Below are 19,996 nucleotides of genomic sequence, written 5' to 3' on the forward strand. Positions count from 1 at the left end.
CCGATGAAACCGGTCGGATGATCACCGGCCGCATCCGCTACAGCGTCGCTAAAAACTGGCGCCGGCGCAGCCGCTATAGCGCTGCGCGATAGCATTCCAGCCAGCCGATCTCCATCCGCGGAACGGCCTTCAGCAGCCGGTCGGTATAGTCGTCGAAGGGCGGCGACAGCACCGCTTCCTTGCTCCCGGACCGGACGATCCGGCCCTGGTGCATGACGGCGACGCTGTCGGCGATCGCCTCGACGATGGCGATGTCGTGGGTGATGAAGAGGTAGGAGACCGAGCGCTCGGCCTGCAGCCGGGCGAGGAGACCGAGGACGCCGGCTGCGACCAGCGGATCGAGCGCCGAGGTCGGTTCGTCGCAGACGATGAGTTCGGGCTCGGCCGCCAGCGCACGGGCGATGCAGACGCGCTGCTTCTGCCCGCCGGAGAGTTCGGCCGGATAGCGTTCGACAAGACTTGCCGGCAGTTCCATCTCCTCCAGCAGCGACAGGACCTTCGCCCGGCGGGCCGCGCCGCGGAGGCCGAAGTAGAACGTCAGCGGCCGGCCGACGATCTCACCGATGCTCTGGCGCGGATTGAGCGAGGTGTCGGGGATCTGGTTGACGATCTGGATCTTGCGCAGCGCCTCCTTGCTGCGCCTTCGCAGCGCCGGATCGAGCACGGCGCCGTGATAGCGCAAGCTGCCGCTCGACGGCGGGAGAAGCCCCATGATCACCCGCGCCAGCGTCGACTTGCCCGAGCCGGACTCGCCGACGACCGCCAGCGTGCGGCCGCGCCCGACGGCGAGGCTGACATCGTGGAGGACCTGGGAGGAGCCGTAGGCGGCATCGAGTTGCTCGACCCGCAGCAGATCCGCGGCGGCATCGCTCGAGCCGGGACGCGCCGCTTGCCGGACGGCGACGAGGTCGCGGGTATAGGGCTCCGCCGGACGGTTGACGATCTGGTCGGCGCTGCCGATCTCGACGGTCTTCCCCTTCCGGAGGACGAGGATGTCGTCGGCGATCTGCGCGACGACGGCGAGATCGTGCGAGATGTAGAGCGCCGCAGTGCCGGTCTCCTTCACCGCCTGCTTCATCGCCACCAGCACCTCGATCTGGGTGGTGACGTCGAGCGCCGTCGTCGGCTCGTCGAAGACGATCAGCGCCGGCTTGCGGCAGAGCGCCAGCGCCGTCATCGCCCGCTGCAGCTGGCCGCCGGAAGCCTGGTGCGGGTAGCGGTCGCCGAAGGTCGCGGGGTCCGGCAGCGCCAGAAGGCCGAACAGCTCCACCGCCCGCGCCACGGCTTCCCGCCGGCTGAGCTGGCCGTGCCAGAGCGAGGCCTCGATGATCTGCGCCATAAGCGTCTGCGCCGGATTGAACGCGGCCGCGGCCGACTGCGCGACGTAGGCGACGGAGCTGCCCTGGAAGTCCCGAAGCGCTGCCGGCGACATGCGGCCGAGCTCGGCACCCTGGAAGGCGATGCTGCCGCCGGTGATCGCCAGCCCCTCGCGCTGATGCCCGATGGCGGCAAGGCCGATGGTCGACTTGCCGGCGCCGCTCTCGCCGATGAGGCCGAGGACCTTGCCCGGTGCCAGTTCGAACGAGACCCGGTCGACGATGACCGCCCCGTCTTGCGACTTGCCGGAGACGGCGCGGATTTCGAGGTCGCGGACGCTGAGCAAGCTCATCTCAGCGTCCTCCCTTGGTGCTGCTGCTGCGGTTGATCAGCCAGTCGACGACGAGATTGACGGCGACGGCAAGGATCGCGATGGCAAAGCCCGGGATCAGCGCCGCGGTGATGCCGAACAGGAGGCCGTCCTTGTTCTCGCGCACCAGCGCGCCCCAGTCGGCCGCCGGTGGCTGGATCCCGAGGCCGATGAAGGAGAGCGTCGAGAGGAACAGCACGGCATAGGCGAAGCGCAGGCCGAGTTCGGCCAGCAGCGGCGACAGAGCGTTGGGCAGGATTTCACGGAAGACGATCCAGGCCCAGCCCTCGCCGCGCATCCGCGCCACCTCGACATAGTCGGCGACGACGAGGTCGCCGGCGATCGACCGGCTCACCCGGAACACCCGCGTCGCCTCCAGCACGGCCATCACGGCAATCAGCACGGCGGTCGTCTTCGGCAGGATCGACAGCACCACCAGCGCGAAGATCAGCGTCGGGATCGACATCAGGACGTCGTTCAGCCGCGACAGCAGCTGGTCGACCCAGCCGCCCATGGCGGCGGCGAGGAAGCCGAGGACCGTGCCACCGAGGAAAGCCAGGACGGTGGCCGCGGCGGCGATGACGAGCGTGATCTGCGCCCCGAAGATCAGCCGCGACAGGAGATCGCGGCCGAGCGTGTCGGTGCCGAGCGGGGCGGCGGCGGAGGCCGGCTCCCAGACGCCGCCGATCGGCTGGTAGCCGGCATGCGGCGCGATCAGCGGCGCCAGCACGGCGACGAGGACGAACAGGCCGAGGACGATCAGCGCAAGCGCGGCGGAAAGGGTCAGACGGGGCATCGGCTCACCGCTTCAGGCGCAAACGGGGATTGACGAGGATCGTCAGGATGTCCGCCGCAAGGTTCAGGCCGATGTAGATCGCCGCGAACACCAGGCCGCAAGCCTGCACCACCGGGACGTCGCGCTTGGTCACGTGGTCCACCATGTACTGGCCCATGCCGGGATAGACGAAGATGATCTCGACCACGACGACGCCGACCACGAGATAGGCGAAGTTCAGCATCACGACGTTGATGATCGGCCCGAGTACGTTCGGCAGGGCGTGCCGCGAGATGATGCGCCAAGGCGGCAGGCCCTTGAGTTTCGCGGTCTCGATGTAGGGCGCCGACATCACGTTGATCAGCGCCGCACGCGTCATCCGCATCATGTGGCCGAGGACGGCGAGGACGAGCGTCAGGCACGGCAGCAGCACCGCCTCCAGCCGGTCGAGGAGAGGCATGCCGTCGAACACAAGGGAATTGGTCGGCAGCCAGTTCCACTGCACCGCGACATAGGCGATCAGCAGGTAGCCAACGAAAAACTCCGGCAGCGAGATCGCCGCGAGCGTCACGATGTTGATGAAGCGGTCGAGGAAGCGGTCGCGGTAGAGGACGGACACGCCGCCCAGCAGCAGCGCCAACGGCGTCGCGACGATCGCGGCAAAGCCGGCGAGGAAGAGCGTATTCTGCAGCCGCGGCCATAGGCTGGTGGCGATCTCCTGGCGGTTGCTGGTGCTGATGCCGAGATCGCCCTGCACGATGCCGCCGAGCCAGTGCGCATAGCGCAGCAGCGCCGGCTGATCGAGACCGAGCGTCGCGCGAATGGCGGCCACGGCCTCCGGCGTCGCCTGCTGGCCGAGCATGGCGGTGGCGACGTCTCCGGGCAGGATCTGCGTTCCCGCAAAAATCAGCAGGGACACCGCCAGCAAGGTCAACAGGCCAAGGCCGATGCGGCGCATCAGCAGCCCCGCGATGCCCGTCGAGCGGTCGCGCCGCCGGGCGTCTGGCGCGGCGGCCAGCGCGACGCTCTGGCTGTCGATGTCGATCACGGGTGGCCTCTCTGCTCGCTCACGCTCTCGCGGAAAAGCGCTTGAAATCGAAATGACGGGCCTCGGGCGGCAAGGCCCGTTCGAGCACGATGTCGGCCGTCAGCCTTGCGGCCCCCTGGCTCAAGCCGAAACCATGACCGGAATAGCCGGTCGAAAGCACCAGTCCGGGCACCCGTCCCACCCGGGAAATGACAGGAATGGCGTCCGGTGTCACGTCGGCATAGCCGCCCCAGGTCTCGGACACCTCGGCCTTGCCGAGCGCCGAGAGGTGACGGTTCATCATCGCCTTCACCCCGGCGACGATCGCCTGCGAGGGAACCGGGTCGAGCGTACGCTCCTCCCGGAAGGGCGAAGGCCCCTTCTTCTTCCACCAGTTCTCGTAGCCGAGTTCGCGGAAGAACCGCCGGCCGAGGCGCAGTTTCACGTCACCGCGCTGCTGCAGCAGCGAGGGCAGGAACTCGCGGAAGAACCGGAGATTGTCGGGCACGATGTCGGCGATGTACTGGCCGCCTTGCTCGATCGAATAGCGGCCATCGTCGCAACGGCGGATGCAGAGGCCGGGTATCCAGAGCGCCGCATCGGGACCATCCGGCGCCGCATCGGACTTGGCCATCGAGACGCGCGCCTTCAGCTGCGGCAGGCGGATGCCGAGCGGGCGGACGAACATCGACGACCACGCACCGGCCGCCACGACCACGGTCGAGGTCGCCACGCGTCCCTTTTCCGTCACCACGGCGGAGACCGCGCCCGCTGCGGTCTCGATCCCCTCCACCGCGCAGTGGTCGAGGACGGTGACGCCGAGCGCGCGCGCATGCCGGGCGATCATTGGGGCCGCGCGCTGCGGCTCGGCCCGGCCATCGCTCGGGGTGAACAGCCCGACGGGGTAGCCGTGCTCGAAGCCCGGCGCCTTTTCGGCGATCTCCCGCCGGCCGATGACCCTTGTCTCCAGCCCGCACTCCCGCGCGCGGTCGATCCAGGCCTGATAAGGCGCGAGCTCGCTCTCGTCGCGAAAAGCGTAGACGCTGCCGCACTGGCGGAAGCCGGTGTCGCCCGAGATGCGGGCGTCGAGGCTGTTCCAGGCGGCAAGGCTCTTGATCGACAGCTCGACCTCGCGGACATCCCGCCCTTGCTGGCGCACCCAGCCGGCATTGCGGCTAGACTGCTCGCCGGCCAGCACGCCCTTCTCGCAGACGACGCACGAGATCCCGGCCTCGGCGAGATGCATCGCCGTGGTCAGGCCGATGATACCGCCGCCGACGATGACGACGTCGGCGCGCCCGGGAAGCACGGCGTCGGTCTCGACGCTCAGGATTTTCGGAGCCATGGAGCCTTTCGGGGAAAGCAACAGCAGGGCAACGCGGCAGGGCCCGTCGTCACCGGCACAGATACCGGCACCGGGCCTTGCGCGAGGAAAGGGAGCGGCGAAAGCCCGAAAGCCATCGCCGCATCTCCGTATGTTCAGGCGTTGAACCAAACCTTTTCCGGCAGGCGGTAGCCGCAGAGGTCGCCGCCGCCGGGCACGCTGGTGACGCCCGACAGCTTGGTCGACGACGCCACCTTCAGGTCGGAGAAGGCCGGGATGATCTCGCCGCCGTCCTCGACCAGCATCAGCTGCAGGTCGTGGTAGATCTGCTTGCGCTTGGTCTCGTCGAACTCCGAGCGCGCGGCAATCAGCTTGGCGTCGAAATCCGGGCGCTTCCAGGCGGTCTCGTTCCACGGCGCATCGGACTTGAACACCAGCGACAGCATGGCATCGGCCGTCGGCCGCATCGACCAGTTCGACGCGCAGAACGGCTTCTTCATCCAGACCTCGTCCCAGTAGCCATCGCTCGGCACCCGGTTGACCTGGATGTCGATGTCGGCGGCCTTGGCCGAAACCTGGAAAAGCTGGGCGGCATCGACCGCGCCGGGGAAGCCGTTGTCGGAGGCCGACAGCTCGAAGGCACCGGCAAAGCCCGACTTCTTCATATGGAAGCGGGCCTTTTCCGGGTCGTAGGCATTCTTCGGCAGATCTTCGGAGTAATACTTGTTCCAGGGCGCGATCGGGTTGTCGTTGCCGACGGTGCCGATGCCGCCCATCACGGTGGCGACCATCGCCTCGCGGTCGATGGCGTATTTCAGCGCCTTGCGCACGTCGTCATTGTCGAACGGCGCGGCGTTCATCCGCATCGGAAAGGTGAACATCGTGTTGGCCGGCGACGTCGTCAGCGCGATCGAGGGGAGCGACTGGATCCGCGAGATCATCCGCGGCTCGACCCGGTTGATCGCGTGGACCTGCCCGCTCATGACGGCGGCAAGCCGTGCGGTCGCGTCGTTCATCGCGATCGTCTCGCAGCTGTCGACATGGCCGCGGGCCGGGTTCCAGTGGCTGTCGAAGCGCGAGGTCAACGCGCGCACGCCCGGCTGGAAGCTCTCGAGCTTGAATGCGCCGGTGCCGATGCCCTTTGCGAAGTCGCCGCCGTCCGGGCCGATGCCGAGATGGTAGTCGGTCAGCGTCGCCGGAAAGTCGACATTGCCAGAGTCGAGGGTAAAGACGACCTCGCCCGGCGCCGGCGAGGTCAGCTCGGTGATGGTCAGGAGCTGGCCCTTGGCGCCCGAACCGCTCTTCTCGCCGCGGTGATGGTTGATCGAGTAGATGACGTCGGCAGCCGTCAACTCCTTGCCGTTGTGGAACTGCACGCCCTTGCGGATCTTGAAGCGCCAGGCCGAGCCGTCCGGCCGCACCGGCTCCCAGCTTTCCGCCAGCGACGGCACCAGCGCGCCGGTGTCGTCGATCTCGACCAGCGTGTTGAACAGCTGGAAACCGACCGTGTACATGTAGGCTTCAGTGTAGAAGGCGGGGTCGAGGCTGTCGGAGCTGGAGGCGGTGTCGAGGCCGAGGATCAGGTGGCCGCCCCGCTTCGGCGTCGAAGCCTCCTGCGCCAGCGCGGCCGAGAGGGCGCTGCCGGACAGGAGCGCGCCGGCGCCGAGCATCGCGGAGGCTTTCAGGAGGCCACGCCGGCTCATGCCCGTGAAAAGCGGGCCGCTCTCGAATCTGTCCGTCATGCCGTGATGCTCCTGCGTCGAAGATATTCGGCAGGGATAGCGTCAGCCCGGCCCGGCCGAAAGGGAAGAAATGCTCAATTCCATGCGGTTTGGGGCCGCAAGACGCCTTCACGGTAAAAAAAGGAGAAAGCCGATGGAGACACGGCGTGAACCTCTCTTCGGGCCGACAAGTGCGGCTGACGCTCTCGCGGTCCCGCTTGAAAAACGGTAGGCGCTGTCTGGTGCGGGGGATCTTGCGGTCCCTCCCCGCTTTTTGCCGCCGAGGGAATCACCATGCTTTCCAACAGCCTGAGCTCGAAGATCGAGGAAATCACCGCGTCGATCGCCCCCGACCTGATCGCCATCCGCCGGGATATCCACGCCCATCCGGAGGTTGGGTTCGAGGAGGTGCGGACTTCCGGCGTTGTTGCCGACCGGCTGGCGGCGCTCGGCATTTCGGCGCGCTCCGGCATCGGCCGCACCGGCGTCCTCGGGCAGATCGATACCGGCCGGCCCGGCCCCCATCTGCTGATCCGCGCCGACATGGATGCGTTGCCGATCCACGAACAGACCGGGCTCGCCTTCGCCAGCAAGATCGAGGGCAAGATGCACGCCTGCGGGCACGACCTGCACGTGGCGACGCTCCTCGGTGTCGCCGAGGTCATGGAACGGTTGAAGGACGAGCTGTCCGGGCGCATCAGCTTCATGTTCCAGCCGGCCGAGGAAACCTCGGACAGCGGTGCGGCGGCGATGATCGCCGACGGCGCGCTCGATGGCGTCGACATGGCGCTCGGCTTCCACAACCACCCCGATGAGGCGGTCGGAAGCTTCAGCTACACGCCCGGCATTTCCAACGGATCCTCCGACGAGTTCAGCATCCTCGTCACCGGTACGTCCGGCCATGCCGCCCGGCCGCAGCATGCCTGCGACCCCATCGTGGCGGCGGCGACGCTCATCCTGCAGCTGCAGACGGTCGTCGCGCGCGAGGTCGACCCGATGCACCCGGCGGTGCTGACCATCGGCGGGATCGAGGGTGGGCTCGCCCACAACATCATTCCCGACAGCTGCCGGCTGATCGGCACGGTGCGCACGCAGCACCCGGAAAACCGCGACCTGATCGAGCAGGCGATCCTCAGGATCTGCGCCGGTGTCTCGGCGTCGATGCGCGTCGACTGCCGGCTCGACATGGTGCGCGGCGTGCCCTCGCTCGTCAGCGACGAGACGCTGATGCGCGCGACGGTGAAGAGCATCGCCGAGCATTATGGCGACGTCGTCCACGCCCGCCCGGCCTCGCTCGGCGCGGAGGATTTCGCCCTCGTCGGCGCCAAGGTGCCGGCCTTCCAGCTCGGCGTCGGCGCGCAGACGCCCGGCCGCGACGACAGGCTGCACAATTCGGACTACCAGCCGGACGAGCGCTGCATCGGCTACGGCGTCGTCGGTATGTCGCTCGCCGCCTTCGACCTGCTGCGTCCGGTCGCCTGAGCCCAGTCGCCTGATTCTGGCCGCCTTAATCCGGGAGGCCAGCATTGCCGGCCTCCCGGATCCTGCCCGGCTTCAGCCTGGAAAGGCCTCGCGGACGCAGTGGATGTGCTCGTGGCCGATGCCGCAGCAGCCGCCGACGATCGAGGCGCCCTTCTCGACCCATTCCGCCGCCATGCCGGCATAGCGCCGCGGCTCAAGATCGCCGCGCAACTCGGTCAGCGTCTCGTTGGCCACCTCGTCGTCCGCCTTGGCATCGAAGGCGTTGGCATAGACGCCGATCCGGACGTCCGGGCGCGCGGGACCCAGCACCGCCGCGGCGACCCCGACGGCCTCCGCCATGATCTCCGGCTGGCTGCAGTTAAACAGCATCGCAACCGCGGGCGATTGCGCGAGCCACTCGGCCGCAGCCTTCACCGTCTCGCCCGAGCGCAGCTTCGGCGTGCCGTGGCCGGCGGATTCCTCGTCGAGGGTGAAGGAGATCCAGACCGGCTTGCCGCTCGCCGCCACCGCATCGCAGACCGCCTGGCCCTCGGCGATCAGGCTCAGCGTCTCGCCGAGCCAGAGGTCGACATGCTCTGCAAGGCCGGGAACGAGCCGGCCGAGATAGGTCGGGGCGAGCGCTGGATCGAAGTTCTCCGGCTCGTACGAGCCGAACAGCGGCGGCAGCGAGCCGGCGACCTGGACGCGCCGCTCGGGAAAGGCATCGGCGGCGGCGCGCGCCAGCCGACCCGCGCGGTCGGCGAGCATCGTCGCATCCCGGTCGAACCGCTCCTGCCCGATGTGAAACGGCACCAGTGCATAGCTGTTGGTGGTGACGATGTCGGCGCCCGCCTCGATGAAGACGCGGTGCACCTTCTCGACGATCTCCGGCTGTTCGATCAGAGCGAGCCCGGACCATTCGGGCTGGCGCAGCGTGGCGCCGAACGCCACCAGTTCGCGGCTCATGCCGCCATCGAGGACCAAAATATCGTGGGACACGCGCATTGACCTTCCTGTGTTTCGGCAGGGCCGGAGGCGCCTCGCCAAAGATGGGCGCAGCCGTCGACCGCGGCCCTGCATCGCCTCAGGTACGCCATGCCGCCGGCGCGCCGCAAGCGGACGGCGGCCAGTTCCATGTTTGCAGAACGCCCTCACGCCCTCGCCGAGCGATCCGGATCGGGATCCGGCTTTGGATCGGCAGCTACGCCGCCGGCTTCGTCTGCAAACCGTAGGCCCCGAAGCTCCTGAGGGTCTCCTCGATCTCCGCGTCGCCCAGAATGACCGGGCCGTCCTTCAGCTGCAGGCTGTAAAAGTACTGCCGGGCGATGGTCTCGAGCTCGACCGCCCGCCACATCGCCTTGTCGAGATCGGTGCCGAGGGCGATGCTGCCATGGTTGGCGAGGAGGCATGCCGTGCGGCCTTCCAGCGCCTTCAACGCGGTGGTGGAGAGCGCGGCCGTGCCGTAGATGGCAAAATCCGAGCAGCGCACGTCGTTGCCGCCGAAGGCCGCGATCATGTAGTGGCAGGCCGGGATGGAAAGGCGGCCGATCGAGAGCGTCGTCGCAAAGGTCGGGTGCGCGTGCACGACGGCGTGGATCTCCGGCCGCTCGCGCAGGATGTCGCGGTGGAACCGCCATTCCGAAGACGGCCTGAGCGGCCCGTCGAACACCGCCACCGCGCTGTCGTCGATCGGCATCGAGGCCAGCATGTCCGGGCGCATCGCCTCATAGGACGTCGCGGTCGGGGTGATCAGCATGCGGCCCCCATGACGGACCGAGATGTTGCCGGAGGTCCCCTGGTTCAGCCCGTTGCGGTTCATTTCGCGGCAGCAGTCGATGATATGCTGGCGCAATTCTGTCTCGGTCGTCGGCACTCTCGTCCTTTCCGGGATGCAGCTTGGCGCGGCGGTCTTTCATGCCGCCGCCGGGTGAAACGCTCGTCAGGCCGCGGCGAAATGCTCGGCCATGACGCCGATGATCAACGCCGCCGACCGCGCCCCGGGGTCCATGTGCCCGAGCGCACGCTCGCCGAGGCGCGCGGCGCGGCCCTTGGACGCCGTCATCGCCTTGGTCGCCTCGGCGCCTTCCGCCGCAGCAACCGCGGCCGCTGCGAGGCATGCCGAGAGCGGCTGGCCGGCGTCACGCGCCGCCTGCGCCGCCTCGACACCTGGCAGCCACGCATCGAGCATCGTCTTCTCGCCGCGGACGACCTTGCCGCGCTCCTGGATGCCGCGCGCCATCGCGGCGATGGCGTCGACCATGGCATCGCGGTCGAGCACCGCTCTGCCCTTCACCGCCGCGCCCGCCCGCAGGAACGCGGTGGCGTAGAGCGGCCCCGACGAAGCGCCGACAGCGTTGAGGAAGGATTTCGCCGCGGTGTTGAACACCGCCGTCGGCTCGGCCTCCGCCTCGAGCCCTGCCAGCGCCTCGGTGACGGCGGCAAAACCGATGCCCATGGTCACGCCGTGGTCGGCGTCGCCGATCACGCCGTCGAGCTGGCTGAGATGGTCCTTGTGCACCTCGATCATGTCGGCGATCGCCCTGAACAGGGCGATCAGGTCGCGTGCGGCGATGTCGGTCACGTCAATTCTCCCAGAGGGGTCGGCGAACGGGCTTCCAGCCCGGGGCCACGCAGGCTCGGCCTCATCCCGCACGGAACATCGCACAGTCGCAGGGGTGGTCGAGAAGCGCGGTCAACTCGTCGTCGAGGTGGATCAGCGTCACCGACATGCCCGCCATTTCCAGCGAGGTGCAATAGGCGCCGACGAAAGTTGCGTGCACGGCGATACCGCGTTTCGCCAGCCGCTGCTGGACGCGGCGGTTGACGACGTAGAGCTCCATCAGCGGCGTCGACCCCAGCGAGTTGACGAGCACGGCGACCTTTCCGCCCTTCTCCGTCGGCAGTTCGGCAAAGATCCGCTCGAGCATCGCGTCGGTCACAGCGTCGGCGGTGCCGAGCGCCTCGCGCCGGATGCCAGGCTCGCCATGGATGCCCATGCCGATCTCCATCTCGCCGTCACCGATCTCGAAATTATGCCGCAGCGTCTGCGGCAGCGAGCAAGGCGATAGAGCGACGCCGACGGTGAAGGTCAGGTCGTTGGCCTTGCGCGCGACGCGCTCGACCTCGTCGAGCGACCACATCCTGTCGGCGGCGGCGCCCGCCACCTTGAAGATGAAGAAGTTGCCGGCGACGCCGCGCCGCTGGTCGCGCTGGTCGAGCGGCGCCGAGGCGACGTCGTCGGTGGTCACCACCGTGCGCACCTCGATGTCCTCCATCGCGGCCATCTCCGCGGCCATCTCGAAGTTCATGACGTCGCCGGCATAATTGCCGAAGAGGTGGAGCACCCCCGCGCCGCCGTCGGCCGCCTTGGTGCAGGCCAGAATCGGGTCCGGCGGCGGTGAGGCGAAGACGTTGCCGACGGCGCAGGCATCGGCGAGGCCCTTGCCGACGAAGCCAAGAAAGGTCGGCTCATGCCCCGAGCCGCCGCCGACGACGATCCCGACCTTGCCCTTGCGCGGTCCGTCGACCGCAACCAGCGCCCGCGGTGCGTCCGGTAGTTGCCGTACGAGCTTTGGATGCGCCGTGACGATGCCCTCCAGCATTTCCTCGATGATATTCTTCGGATCGTTGATCAGTTTCTTGGTCTTCACGCCATTGCCTCCCAGCGCCTGCAGTTTTCGCGTCCCCCTCAGCTGGCCGAGCGCCTCCGGCACGCCCTCCGCCTGCAGGATGCCGTGCCCGGTCAGCGCATCGGTGATCAGGATGTTGGCGTAGCGCCCGCGCAGCACGGCGAGGATCGCCGGCACCTTGTCGGCGCCGCCGGCCACCGCGATGCGGCTGCGGATCTTCAGCATGTCCGGCAGAGAAAGCCCGATCGTCCGGTCGTCAAGCTTGCCGGCGATCGGTCTGCCGCGGTCGTCGATCAGCCGCCCGGCCACCACCGCCGTCGCCCGGCTGGCGACGGGGTCGGCGATGTCCTCGGGCGTGATCAGGCCGCTCGCGTAGATCAGGCTGTCCGGCCGGGTCGTGCAGACGCCGAACAACAGCCTGTCGACGCCCCGCACCAAGGCGAACTGCTCGGCGAGGATCGTTTCCGCCATCAGGATCTCGCGCACGTCAGGGCTCGAGACCATGGCCGGCGCGGTGATGTTGATCGACCGGGCGCCGAAGGCCTGGGCGAGGCGCGAGACGCAGAGCTCCGGCGAGAAATCGAAGGTCGCGGTCAGACCGCCGGTGACCTGGATCACCGAGACGTCCGGCACCTGCACCGGCGCCATCGACCGGGCCACCGCCATCACCGTCCGCCCCCAGGCGACGCCGATGCTGTCGCCGGGCTTGACCATCCCCCGCAGCACGCGCGCACCGGCGACGCCGAGGCGCTCGATCAGCGGCCGGCCAGTACCGGCGGCGGGTATGACGATGCAGGCGTCGAGCCGGAAATGCTGCTTCAGCGCCTCGGCGATCGAGAACTCGCCGAGGCGTGCGGGATCCATCGTCAGCGTGACGATGCCGCGCCCTCGGGCCTCGGCGAGATAGTTGTTCACCGTCGCCCGCGAGACGCCCATCACCGCGGCGATGTCGTTCTGGGTCATGCCGTCCTCGGCGTAGAGCCAGCCGGCCCAGAGCAGCGGATCGTCCTGGAAGTGCAGCGGAATTACCTCGGCGGCGCGGCGCTCCCGGGGCGCGTTCGGAAACGCGCTCGCCGTCGGAGCGGCCCCGCCGGGAGACCTTCCGCTGTCGTTTTGCCGTGAGGGGAAACCATTGCGCCGAGCCATCTTGACATTTGTTGTAACCGATTTGAATATTGTCGCCAATAACTATTCGCGGCACCGCACTGCAGCAACCGTCACCGGTAGAGCACTGGGTGAATCGTGAAAATGAGCTTCGTCAAGAAGTCGTTCGTAAACGTTAGCAACTGCGGTTGCGCTGGGAGGGTCTCATGAAGAATGTCCCTAATTCTGGGCATGGCATTATCTTGCCGCGCCGCACAATTTTAAAGGGTGCAGCTGCGTTCGGACTGTCCGGAGCTCTCAGCGCACCGTTCATCAACCGGCTGAGTGCGCAGGAAGCGCATCCGCTGAAGGGCCAGTCGATCGAGATGAACATCCTCGGCATCGCCGGCTGGGTGCCCTCCTCGCTCGGCGTGAAGATGTCGCCGCTGTTCGCCGACTACGTGAAGGAGAAATACGGCTACACCGTCTCCTTCGCCTTCCAGGAAGCGCCGTTCTCCGACCTGTTCCAGAAGGCGGCGACCTCGCTCGTCACCAAGAGCCAGGAATTCAACATCATCATCTCGGATTCGCAGTGGCTCGGCGCGCTCGCCCAGCCCGGCTGGATCCTGCAGCTGAACGACGTCATCGCGGCCAACAAGGGCCTGCAGCTCGACTGGTACTCCAAGACCGTCGTCGACACCTACATGACCTATCCGGACGGCAGCAAGGACATCTGGGGCCTGCCGCAGGAGGGCGACGTCGAGGCGCTGTTCGTGCGCAAGGACTGGCTGGAGGACCCGAAGGAGAAGGAGGCCTTCCAGGCCAAGTACGGCAAGCCGCTGCCGCAGACCTTCGAGGACTTCGAGGCCCTCACCATGGACGAGTTCGAGAAGGTGGCCGAGTTCTTCACCCGGCCCGACGAGCAGCGCTGGGGCTTTGCCCAGCAGTACAGCCGCGTCTACGACTTCGCGACCTGCGCCTACAACAACTTCCTCTGGAGCCGCGGCGGCGAGCTCTGGGATCCGGCGACCGGCCAGATCGAGGGCGTGCTCAACACCCCGACCAACGCCGCCTCGCTGCAGGCCTTCAAGGACTGGCTGAAATACGCCCCGCCCGGCGCCACCAATATCGGCATCGCCGAGGGCATCGACGTCTTCGTGCAGGGCAAGGTGTTCTCGACCATCCAGTGGGCCGCCGTCGGCCCGGCGATGATCACCGAGGAGCTGAAGGGCAAGGTGCTCGTCGTGCCGCCGCCCAAGCACGGCACCGGAGAGGCCGCCAAGCGGATCTACTCCATGGGCGGCCAGCCTTGGGTGATCAACAAGTTCAACGACGAGACCAAGATGCGGGTCGCGATCGACTTCATGAACTGGTGGTACCAGCCGGACACCGCGCTGGAGTTTGCCAAGCGCGGCGGCAACCCGGCCGACAAGACGACGCTGTCGCGCGCCGACTTCAACGACATCAACCCGTGGAACCGCACCTACAAGTTCATGCTGGAAGACGGGCGCTCGCGCGATTTCTGGCACGACCCGAAATATTCGGAAATGCTGGCCGTGCAGCAGGAGGGCTACTCCTCCTTCGTGACCGGCCAGTCGACCGACCCGCAGGCGGTGCTCGACTACATCGCCTGCGCCCAGCAGCAGATCCTCTACGATTCCGGCACGTCGAAGACGGCACCGGGCGATTCATGCGCGATGACGTCGCTGTAGCGCGACATCCCTAAGCGCGACATCGAGGGCGGGCGGGTCGAGGTGCCCCGCTTGCCGAAGGCCTCTGGCCTCCGGCCTCCGGAAGCAAGGCAGCCACCTCTCAGTTTCGTCATCCCGGACTTGATCCGGGATCCATTCCAAATCGCCTTATCTTCGCGGTCGGCGCCCCGCCGCGGCCGTGCTGAACCGGATCGTGGTCGATCGCCGTGGTTGACATGGATCCCGGGTCAAGCCCGGGATGACGAACTTGAGGCCCGACGCCACGACCCTGCGGCCCACCCGGCAGCACACAGAAACGCAAGCCTCGCTGCCCTTCATCCGGTCGCGACGCCCACACCAAAGCCTACGCAGGACTGCCACGGCGGTCGGCGCCTCACCCCCGCCGCCGCATCCGGTCCACGGAGAAGCCCATGCCCCGCCTCGCCCGCCTGTTCGACGATCGCAAGACCCTGGTGGCGACGCTGCTCGCACCGGTGCTGATCTTCTTCATCGTCTTCAACACCATTCCGACGCTCTGGCTGCTCGGGCTGTCCTTCTACAATTTCTCGCTGACCGGCGGCGTGCCGCCCGAATTCGTCGGCTTCCGCAACTTCATCCAGATCTTCAATTCCAAGAACGCCATCTGGTACGACCTGTCGCGCACCTTCACCTTCGTGCTGTTCGGCGTCACCATCCAGACCCTTCTCGGCGCCGCGCTCGGCTTCCTGTTCTGGGGATCGAAGCGGATGCCCGGCCGGCGGCTGGCGCTGACGCTGCTGTTCGCGCCGATGGTGCTGACGCCCGTCGCCACCGGCACCTTCTTCCGCTTCATCTACGATCCGACCTTCGGCGTCCTGAACGCCATGGCCAGCGGAATGTTCGACATCGGCCCGATCGACTTCCTCGGCAACCCGAAAATCGCCTTCTGGGCGGTGCTGGCGGTCGACTGCTGGATGTGGACGCCGTTCATGACGCTGATGACGCTGGCCGCCCTCGGCTCGGTGCCGTCGGCCGAACTCGAGGCGGCCGAGATCGACCGGGTGCCGTTCTTCCGACGGCTGACGCTGGTAATCTGGCACCACGGCAAGTTTATCCTGATGCTAGGCATCCTCCTCAGAACCATCGACAGCTTCAAGACGCTCGACCTGATCATCCCGATGACCAAGGGCGGACCCGGCCAGCAGACCCGCTTGGTCGCGCTGGAGCTGAACAAGCAGGCCTTCGAGAGCTTCAACATGGGCTGGTCGTCGGCCTATTCGGTGCTGCTGCTGCTGATCTCGATCGCCATGACCAGCGTCTTCATCTTCGTTCTCAATCTCCGACGCCGGCGGGAGGGCTGAGCCGATGAACCGCATCCGCGAATGGGCCTACTACGCCGGCCTCTGGACGATCTCGCTCTGCTTCTTCGCGCCGATCGCCTGGATCGTGCTGGCCTCGTTCAAGACCCGCACCGATATCCTCGCCATGCCGCCGAAGCTGATCTTCTCGCCGACGCTCGAGAATTACGTCGCCCTTTTCCAGCGCGACTCGCTGTTCCTGCAGATCGGCAACTCCATCGTGCTGTCGCTCGGCGCGGTGATCATCGCCGTCTTCGTCTCGTTCCTCGCCGCCTTCTGCTTCTCGCGCTTCAAGCCGAAGGGCACCGAGTTCCTGATGTTCCTGCTTCTGTCGATCCGGATGCTGCCGGGACCGGCGGTGATCCTGCCGGTGTTCCTGATGTACGTCGCCTTCGGCTGGAAGGATTCGCACCTCTGGCTGATGCTGTTCTACGCGATGTTCTCGATCCCCTTCTCGGTCTGGATCCTGAAGGGTTTCCTCGACGGCGTCTCGACCCGCTTCGACGAGACCGGCATCGTCAATGGCGGGTCCTGGTTCCACGTCATCTTCAAGGTCGTGCTGCCGCAGGTCCGCCCTGGCCTGATCGCCGCCTTCATCTTCAACCTGATCTTCGTGTGGAACGAGTTCCTGTTCAACTTCATCATCGGCGGCGTGACGACGCAGAACATTCCCTATGCGCTGGCGGTCGGCACCTATGCCGATGGCGGTGTCAACTGGACCTTCATTTCCGCAATGACCTCGATCTACATCATCCCGCCGATCCTCTTCATCTACATCTTCCAGAAATACCTGCTCGTCGGCATGACCTTCGGCACGGTTCGTGGCGAGGTCTGAGGCCATGAAGCAGGTACGCAGTTTTCCCGAGCGGCTGGAGAAGACGCTGATCCTCGGCCTGGTGATCGGCATCCTCCTGATCGCCCAGCGCTACAACCTCACCCTCTACAAGGTCGGCCTCGGCATTCTCGTCGTCTCGACCCTTCTTCAGATCGCCGTCGGCAATCTGAAGAAGGACGCCTCCACCGGCCGCAGCCTTTACTTCATCGCCAAGGTGCTCGTGGTCGTCGCGGCGGTCTTCGGCGTCGGCATCCTTCTGGTGCCGTACTTCTCGCAAATGGGCCGGTAGCCGCGATGTCGCTCGAGTTCCAGTCGATCACCCGCAGCTTCGGCGCCAGGAAGGCGCTGGACGGCTTCACCCTCACCGTCGAGCCCGAGAGCTTCACCGTCCTCTGCGGCCCGCCGCATGCCGGCAAGTCGGTACTGTTCCGCATCCTCGTCGGCCTGGAAAAGCCGGACAGCGGCCGCATCATCCTTGGTGGACGCGACATCACCGTCGCGCCGCCGGCGCAGCGGCCGATCGGCTACGTGCCGCAGAGTTTCGCGCTCTACCCGCACCAGACGGTGGCCCAGAACATGGCGTACCCCCTGACGCTCGCGAAGGTGCCGAAGGACGAGATCGCCAGCCGTGTCGATCGCACCGCCGGCATCCTGTCGATCACCCATCTCCTGAAGAAGACGCCGGACCAGCTGTCGGGCGGCGAAAAGCAGCGCGTCGCCGTCGCCCGCGGCCTTCTGAAGAACGCCGAGATCTTCGTCCTCGACGACCCGCTGGTCGGCCTCGACTACAAGCTGCGCGAGCGGCTGATGGAGGAGCTGAAGAGCCTGCGCCAGGAACTGAAGGCGACCTTCCTTTATGCGACGTCCGACAGCCTGGAGGCGCTGACCATGGCGCAGCGGCTCGTCGTGATCGACGAGGGCCGCGTCGTCCAGCACGATACGGCGATCGCCGTTTACGACCGGCCGGCCCACGCTCGGGCGCTCGACCTCATCGGATTTCCGCACGCCAACCTGATCCCCGGAAAGGCCGCCGGCGGGACGGTCGAGGCCGGACCCTTGCGCTTTACCGCGGCCACTGCCGACGGCGCGGTGATCGCCGGCCTTCGCCCGGAAGCGGTGCGCCTCGTTTCTCGCCCCACCGGGCCCGGCGGGGCGCTCACGATCGAGGCCCGCGTCACGCTGGTCGAAAACCTCGGCGGCGAGGCGGTGGTCTATCTCGATGCCGGCGGCTTCCCGCTGACCGCGACGCTGCCGCTGTCGGGCGCCGTGCCGCCGCAGCTCGGTGATGCCATGACGCTCAACGTCGATCCCGCCGACATCATGCTCTTCGACGGCGCCACCGGCCGCCGCCGCGACGAGAGGACCGCCTGACATGGCCGAGATCGTCATCGAGCACGTCACCAAGCGCTTCGGCGCCTTCACCGCGGTTGACGATATCGACATGCGCTTCGCCGATGGCGAGGTGGCGTGCCTGCTCGGCCCCTCCGGCTGCGGCAAGACCACCTTGATGCGCATGCTGGCCGGCTTGGAGAGGCCGACAACGGGCCGCATCCTGTTCGGCGGCCGCGATGTCACCCGGCTGCCGCCGCGCAAGCGCGATGTCGGCATGGTTTTCCAGTACCCGGTGATGTACCCGACGCTCTCGGTCGCCGAGAACATCGGCCTGCCGATGCTTTACGACCGCGGCGTCTCCGCCACCGAGCGCCAGCGCCGGGTCGACGAGGTGCTCGACGTCCTCGACATCCGCCCGCTCGCCGGCGCCTTCATCGAGGACCTCGACGCCGGCTCCCGGCAGAAGGTCGCCGTCGGCCGCGCCGTCGCCCGCCAGTCGCAGATCGTACTGTTCGACGAGCCGACGACGAACGTCGAGGTCAACGCGAAACTCCAGCTGATCCGCGCCTTCAAGCTGGTTACCCAGCGGCTGCGGCAGACCATCGTCTACGTCACCCACGACCAGACCGAGGCGATGACGCTCGCCGACCGCATCGCCCTGATGAAGGACGGCCGCATCCTGCAGTACGACCGGCCGCAGGTGCTCTACAACGAGCCGACCTCTGAGTTCGGCGGCTGGTTCCTTGGCAATCCCGGCATGAACTTCATCGCCGCGACCGTGCGGAACGGCGAGGTCCACGCGCCGATCCTCGGCCAGCCGCTGCCGGCGCCCGGCAACCTGCCGCGGGCGGCAAAGATCACCGTCGGCATCCGCCCCGAGCTCGTGCGCATGGACGGCGCGGCCTCGCCGGGCAGCGTGCCGGCGACCCTCGTCGACCAGGCGATCGGCATTGCCGGCCGCTATCTCACCAAGGCCCGCATCGGCGCCAGCGACAGTGCCGGCGCCGTCACGGAGATCAAGGTCAACACCGAGCGCCGCCCGCCTGCCGAGCTCGGCGGCACCGTCCACCTCTCGGTCCCCCGCGATCGGCTGATGCTGTTCGCCGATGGCCGACGATTCCCCGCTTGAGAGATCACCCATGCGCTACGACGTCTCCGTCATCGGCCTCTACATCCTCGACGTGCTCGGCCGCCCGGTCACCCGCATCCCCGACCGCGGCAATGTCGAGTTCATCGAGGAAATCCGGCTGACCGTCGCCGGCACCGCCGGCGGCGTCGTCGTCAACACCGCCAAGCTCGGGCTGAACAGCCTCGCCGTCGGCGCCGTCGGCAATGACGAGAAGGCGGACTTCGTCCTCGGCGCGATGGCAAGGCTCGGCATCGACACCTCGGCCATGCAGCGGCTCGACGGCGTGCCGACCTCGGCGACGATCCTCAACGTGCGCCCGAACGGCGACCGGCCGGCGCTTCACCAGCGCGGCGCCTCCGATCATTTCGATCTCGCCCCGAGCGCCTACGACCAGGTCTTCGACGCACCGATCGTCCATCTCGGCGGCACCGGCCTGCTGCGCACCCTCGACGGGGCGCGGAGCGTCACGCTCCTGAAGGAGGCAAAACGCCGCGGCTGCACGGTGACCTTCGACCTCATCGCCGCCAGCGCCGAGACCGCCGGGCTGGTCCTGCCGCTGCTGCCCTACATCGACTACTTCATGCCCTCGATCGAGGAGGCGCAGGATATGTCCGGCCAGACCGGCCCGGAGGACTGCGCCGCCTTCTACCTCGACCAGGGCGCGCGAACCTGCGTCTTCACGCTCGGGGGCGACGGCGCCTACTACGCCAGCACCGACGGCACGCGGCTGAAGGTGCCGGCCTACAGGATCGACGTGGTCGACACGACGGGCTGCGGCGACGCCTTCGATGCCGGCTTCATCACCGCCCTGCACCACCAGATGAACCCGGAGGACGGCGTCCGCTTCGCACAAGGCGTCGCCGCCCTCGTCGCCAGCGGCCTCGGCTCGGATGCCGGCGTGAAGTCCTTCGCGCACACACAGGAGAAGGTGTCCGCCTGGCTCGCCTCGGCCTGAGGAAGTGACG

The 19,996-nt window shown here is 67.4% G+C and carries 17 protein-coding genes; 8 read left to right on the forward strand and 9 right to left on the reverse strand.

Annotation, left to right across the window (positions count from 1 at the left end; genetic code table 11):
- Window positions 1-73: 73 nt before the first annotated feature.
- The 5 genes from ACZL02_RS09050 to ACZL02_RS09070 form a co-directional block, all read right to left on the reverse strand.
- Window positions 74-1,669 (reverse strand): ABC transporter ATP-binding protein, encoded by a 1,596-nt coding sequence (locus ACZL02_RS09050; protein WP_472937348.1) that lies wholly within the window; start codon window positions 1,667-1,669, stop codon window positions 74-76.
- A 1-nt stretch (window position 1,670) separates the two neighbouring features.
- Window positions 1,671-2,483 (reverse strand): ABC transporter permease, encoded by an 813-nt coding sequence (locus ACZL02_RS09055; RefSeq protein WP_472937347.1) that lies wholly within the window; start codon window positions 2,481-2,483, stop codon window positions 1,671-1,673.
- Window positions 2,484-2,487: 4 nt separating this feature from the next.
- Entirely contained in the window at window positions 2,488-3,420 is a 933-nt protein-coding gene (locus ACZL02_RS09060) for an ABC transporter permease (RefSeq protein WP_472938124.1), read from the reverse strand.
- Window positions 3,421-3,529: 109 nt separating this feature from the next.
- A complete protein-coding gene (locus tag ACZL02_RS09065) occupies window positions 3,530-4,834 on the reverse strand; it encodes an NAD(P)/FAD-dependent oxidoreductase (RefSeq protein ID WP_472937346.1) in 1,305 nt (434 codons plus the stop codon).
- 134 nt (window positions 4,835-4,968) lie between these two features.
- Window positions 4,969-6,555 carry an ABC transporter substrate-binding protein gene (locus tag ACZL02_RS09070; protein ID WP_472937345.1) on the reverse strand — a complete coding sequence of 529 codons (1,587 nt, stop codon included), beginning with the start codon at window positions 6,553-6,555 and terminating at the stop codon, window positions 4,969-4,971.
- 273 nt (window positions 6,556-6,828) lie between these two features.
- On the opposite strand from ACZL02_RS09070, the gene ACZL02_RS09075 reads away from it, so the two are divergent.
- Entirely contained in the window at window positions 6,829-8,016 is a 1,188-nt protein-coding gene (locus tag ACZL02_RS09075) for a M20 metallopeptidase family protein (protein ID WP_472937344.1), read from the forward strand.
- A 72-nt stretch (window positions 8,017-8,088) separates the two neighbouring features.
- On the opposite strand, the gene ACZL02_RS09080 is transcribed toward ACZL02_RS09075, so the two are convergent.
- From ACZL02_RS09080 to ACZL02_RS09095, 4 genes are all read right to left on the reverse strand, one after another.
- Entirely contained in the window at window positions 8,089-9,000 is a 912-nt protein-coding gene (locus ACZL02_RS09080; protein WP_472937343.1) for a homocysteine S-methyltransferase family protein, read from the reverse strand.
- A 196-nt stretch (window positions 9,001-9,196) separates the two neighbouring features.
- Entirely contained in the window at window positions 9,197-9,868 is a 672-nt protein-coding gene (locus ACZL02_RS09085) for a class II aldolase/adducin family protein (RefSeq protein ID WP_472937342.1), read from the reverse strand.
- Window positions 9,869-9,934: 66 nt separating this feature from the next.
- Window positions 9,935-10,576, reverse strand: a complete 642-nt coding sequence (dhaL, locus tag ACZL02_RS09090; RefSeq protein ID WP_472937341.1) for a dihydroxyacetone kinase subunit DhaL — start codon at window positions 10,574-10,576, stop codon at window positions 9,935-9,937.
- 61 nt (window positions 10,577-10,637) lie between these two features.
- Window positions 10,638-12,770, reverse strand: coding sequence for a bifunctional sugar-binding transcriptional regulator/dihydroxyacetone kinase subunit DhaK (locus ACZL02_RS09095; RefSeq protein ID WP_472937340.1), 2,133 nt, complete (start codon window positions 12,768-12,770; stop codon window positions 10,638-10,640).
- A 164-nt stretch (window positions 12,771-12,934) separates the two neighbouring features.
- On the opposite strand from ACZL02_RS09095, the gene ACZL02_RS09100 reads away from it, so the two are divergent.
- From ACZL02_RS09100 to ACZL02_RS09130, 7 genes are all read left to right on the forward strand, one after another.
- Window positions 12,935-14,419, forward strand: coding sequence for an ABC transporter substrate-binding protein (locus tag ACZL02_RS09100; protein WP_472937339.1), 1,485 nt, complete (start codon window positions 12,935-12,937; stop codon window positions 14,417-14,419).
- A 410-nt stretch (window positions 14,420-14,829) separates the two neighbouring features.
- On the forward strand, window positions 14,830-15,738 hold the full coding sequence (locus tag ACZL02_RS09105; RefSeq protein ID WP_472937338.1) for a carbohydrate ABC transporter permease: 909 nt from the start codon (window positions 14,830-14,832) through the stop codon (window positions 15,736-15,738).
- Window positions 15,739-15,742: 4 nt separating this feature from the next.
- Complete coding sequence (locus ACZL02_RS09110) at window positions 15,743-16,570, forward strand: carbohydrate ABC transporter permease (RefSeq protein ID WP_472937337.1); 828 nt, start codon at window positions 15,743-15,745, stop codon at window positions 16,568-16,570.
- A gap of 4 nt (window positions 16,571-16,574) precedes the next feature.
- A complete protein-coding gene (locus ACZL02_RS09115) occupies window positions 16,575-16,859 on the forward strand; it encodes a hypothetical protein (protein ID WP_472937336.1) in 285 nt (94 codons plus the stop codon).
- Between the two features lie 5 nt (window positions 16,860-16,864).
- Window positions 16,865-17,941, forward strand: coding sequence for an ABC transporter ATP-binding protein (locus ACZL02_RS09120; RefSeq protein WP_472937335.1), 1,077 nt, complete (start codon window positions 16,865-16,867; stop codon window positions 17,939-17,941).
- 1 nt (window position 17,942) lies between these two features.
- Window positions 17,943-19,031, forward strand: a complete 1,089-nt coding sequence (locus ACZL02_RS09125) for an ABC transporter ATP-binding protein (protein WP_472937334.1) — start codon at window positions 17,943-17,945, stop codon at window positions 19,029-19,031.
- Window positions 19,032-19,041: 10 nt separating this feature from the next.
- Complete coding sequence (locus tag ACZL02_RS09130) at window positions 19,042-19,986, forward strand: carbohydrate kinase family protein (protein WP_472937333.1); 945 nt, start codon at window positions 19,042-19,044, stop codon at window positions 19,984-19,986.
- The last annotated feature ends 10 nt before the right edge of the window (window positions 19,987-19,996 follow it).

Source organism: Mesocryomonas fontinalis (genome assembly GCF_055730125.2).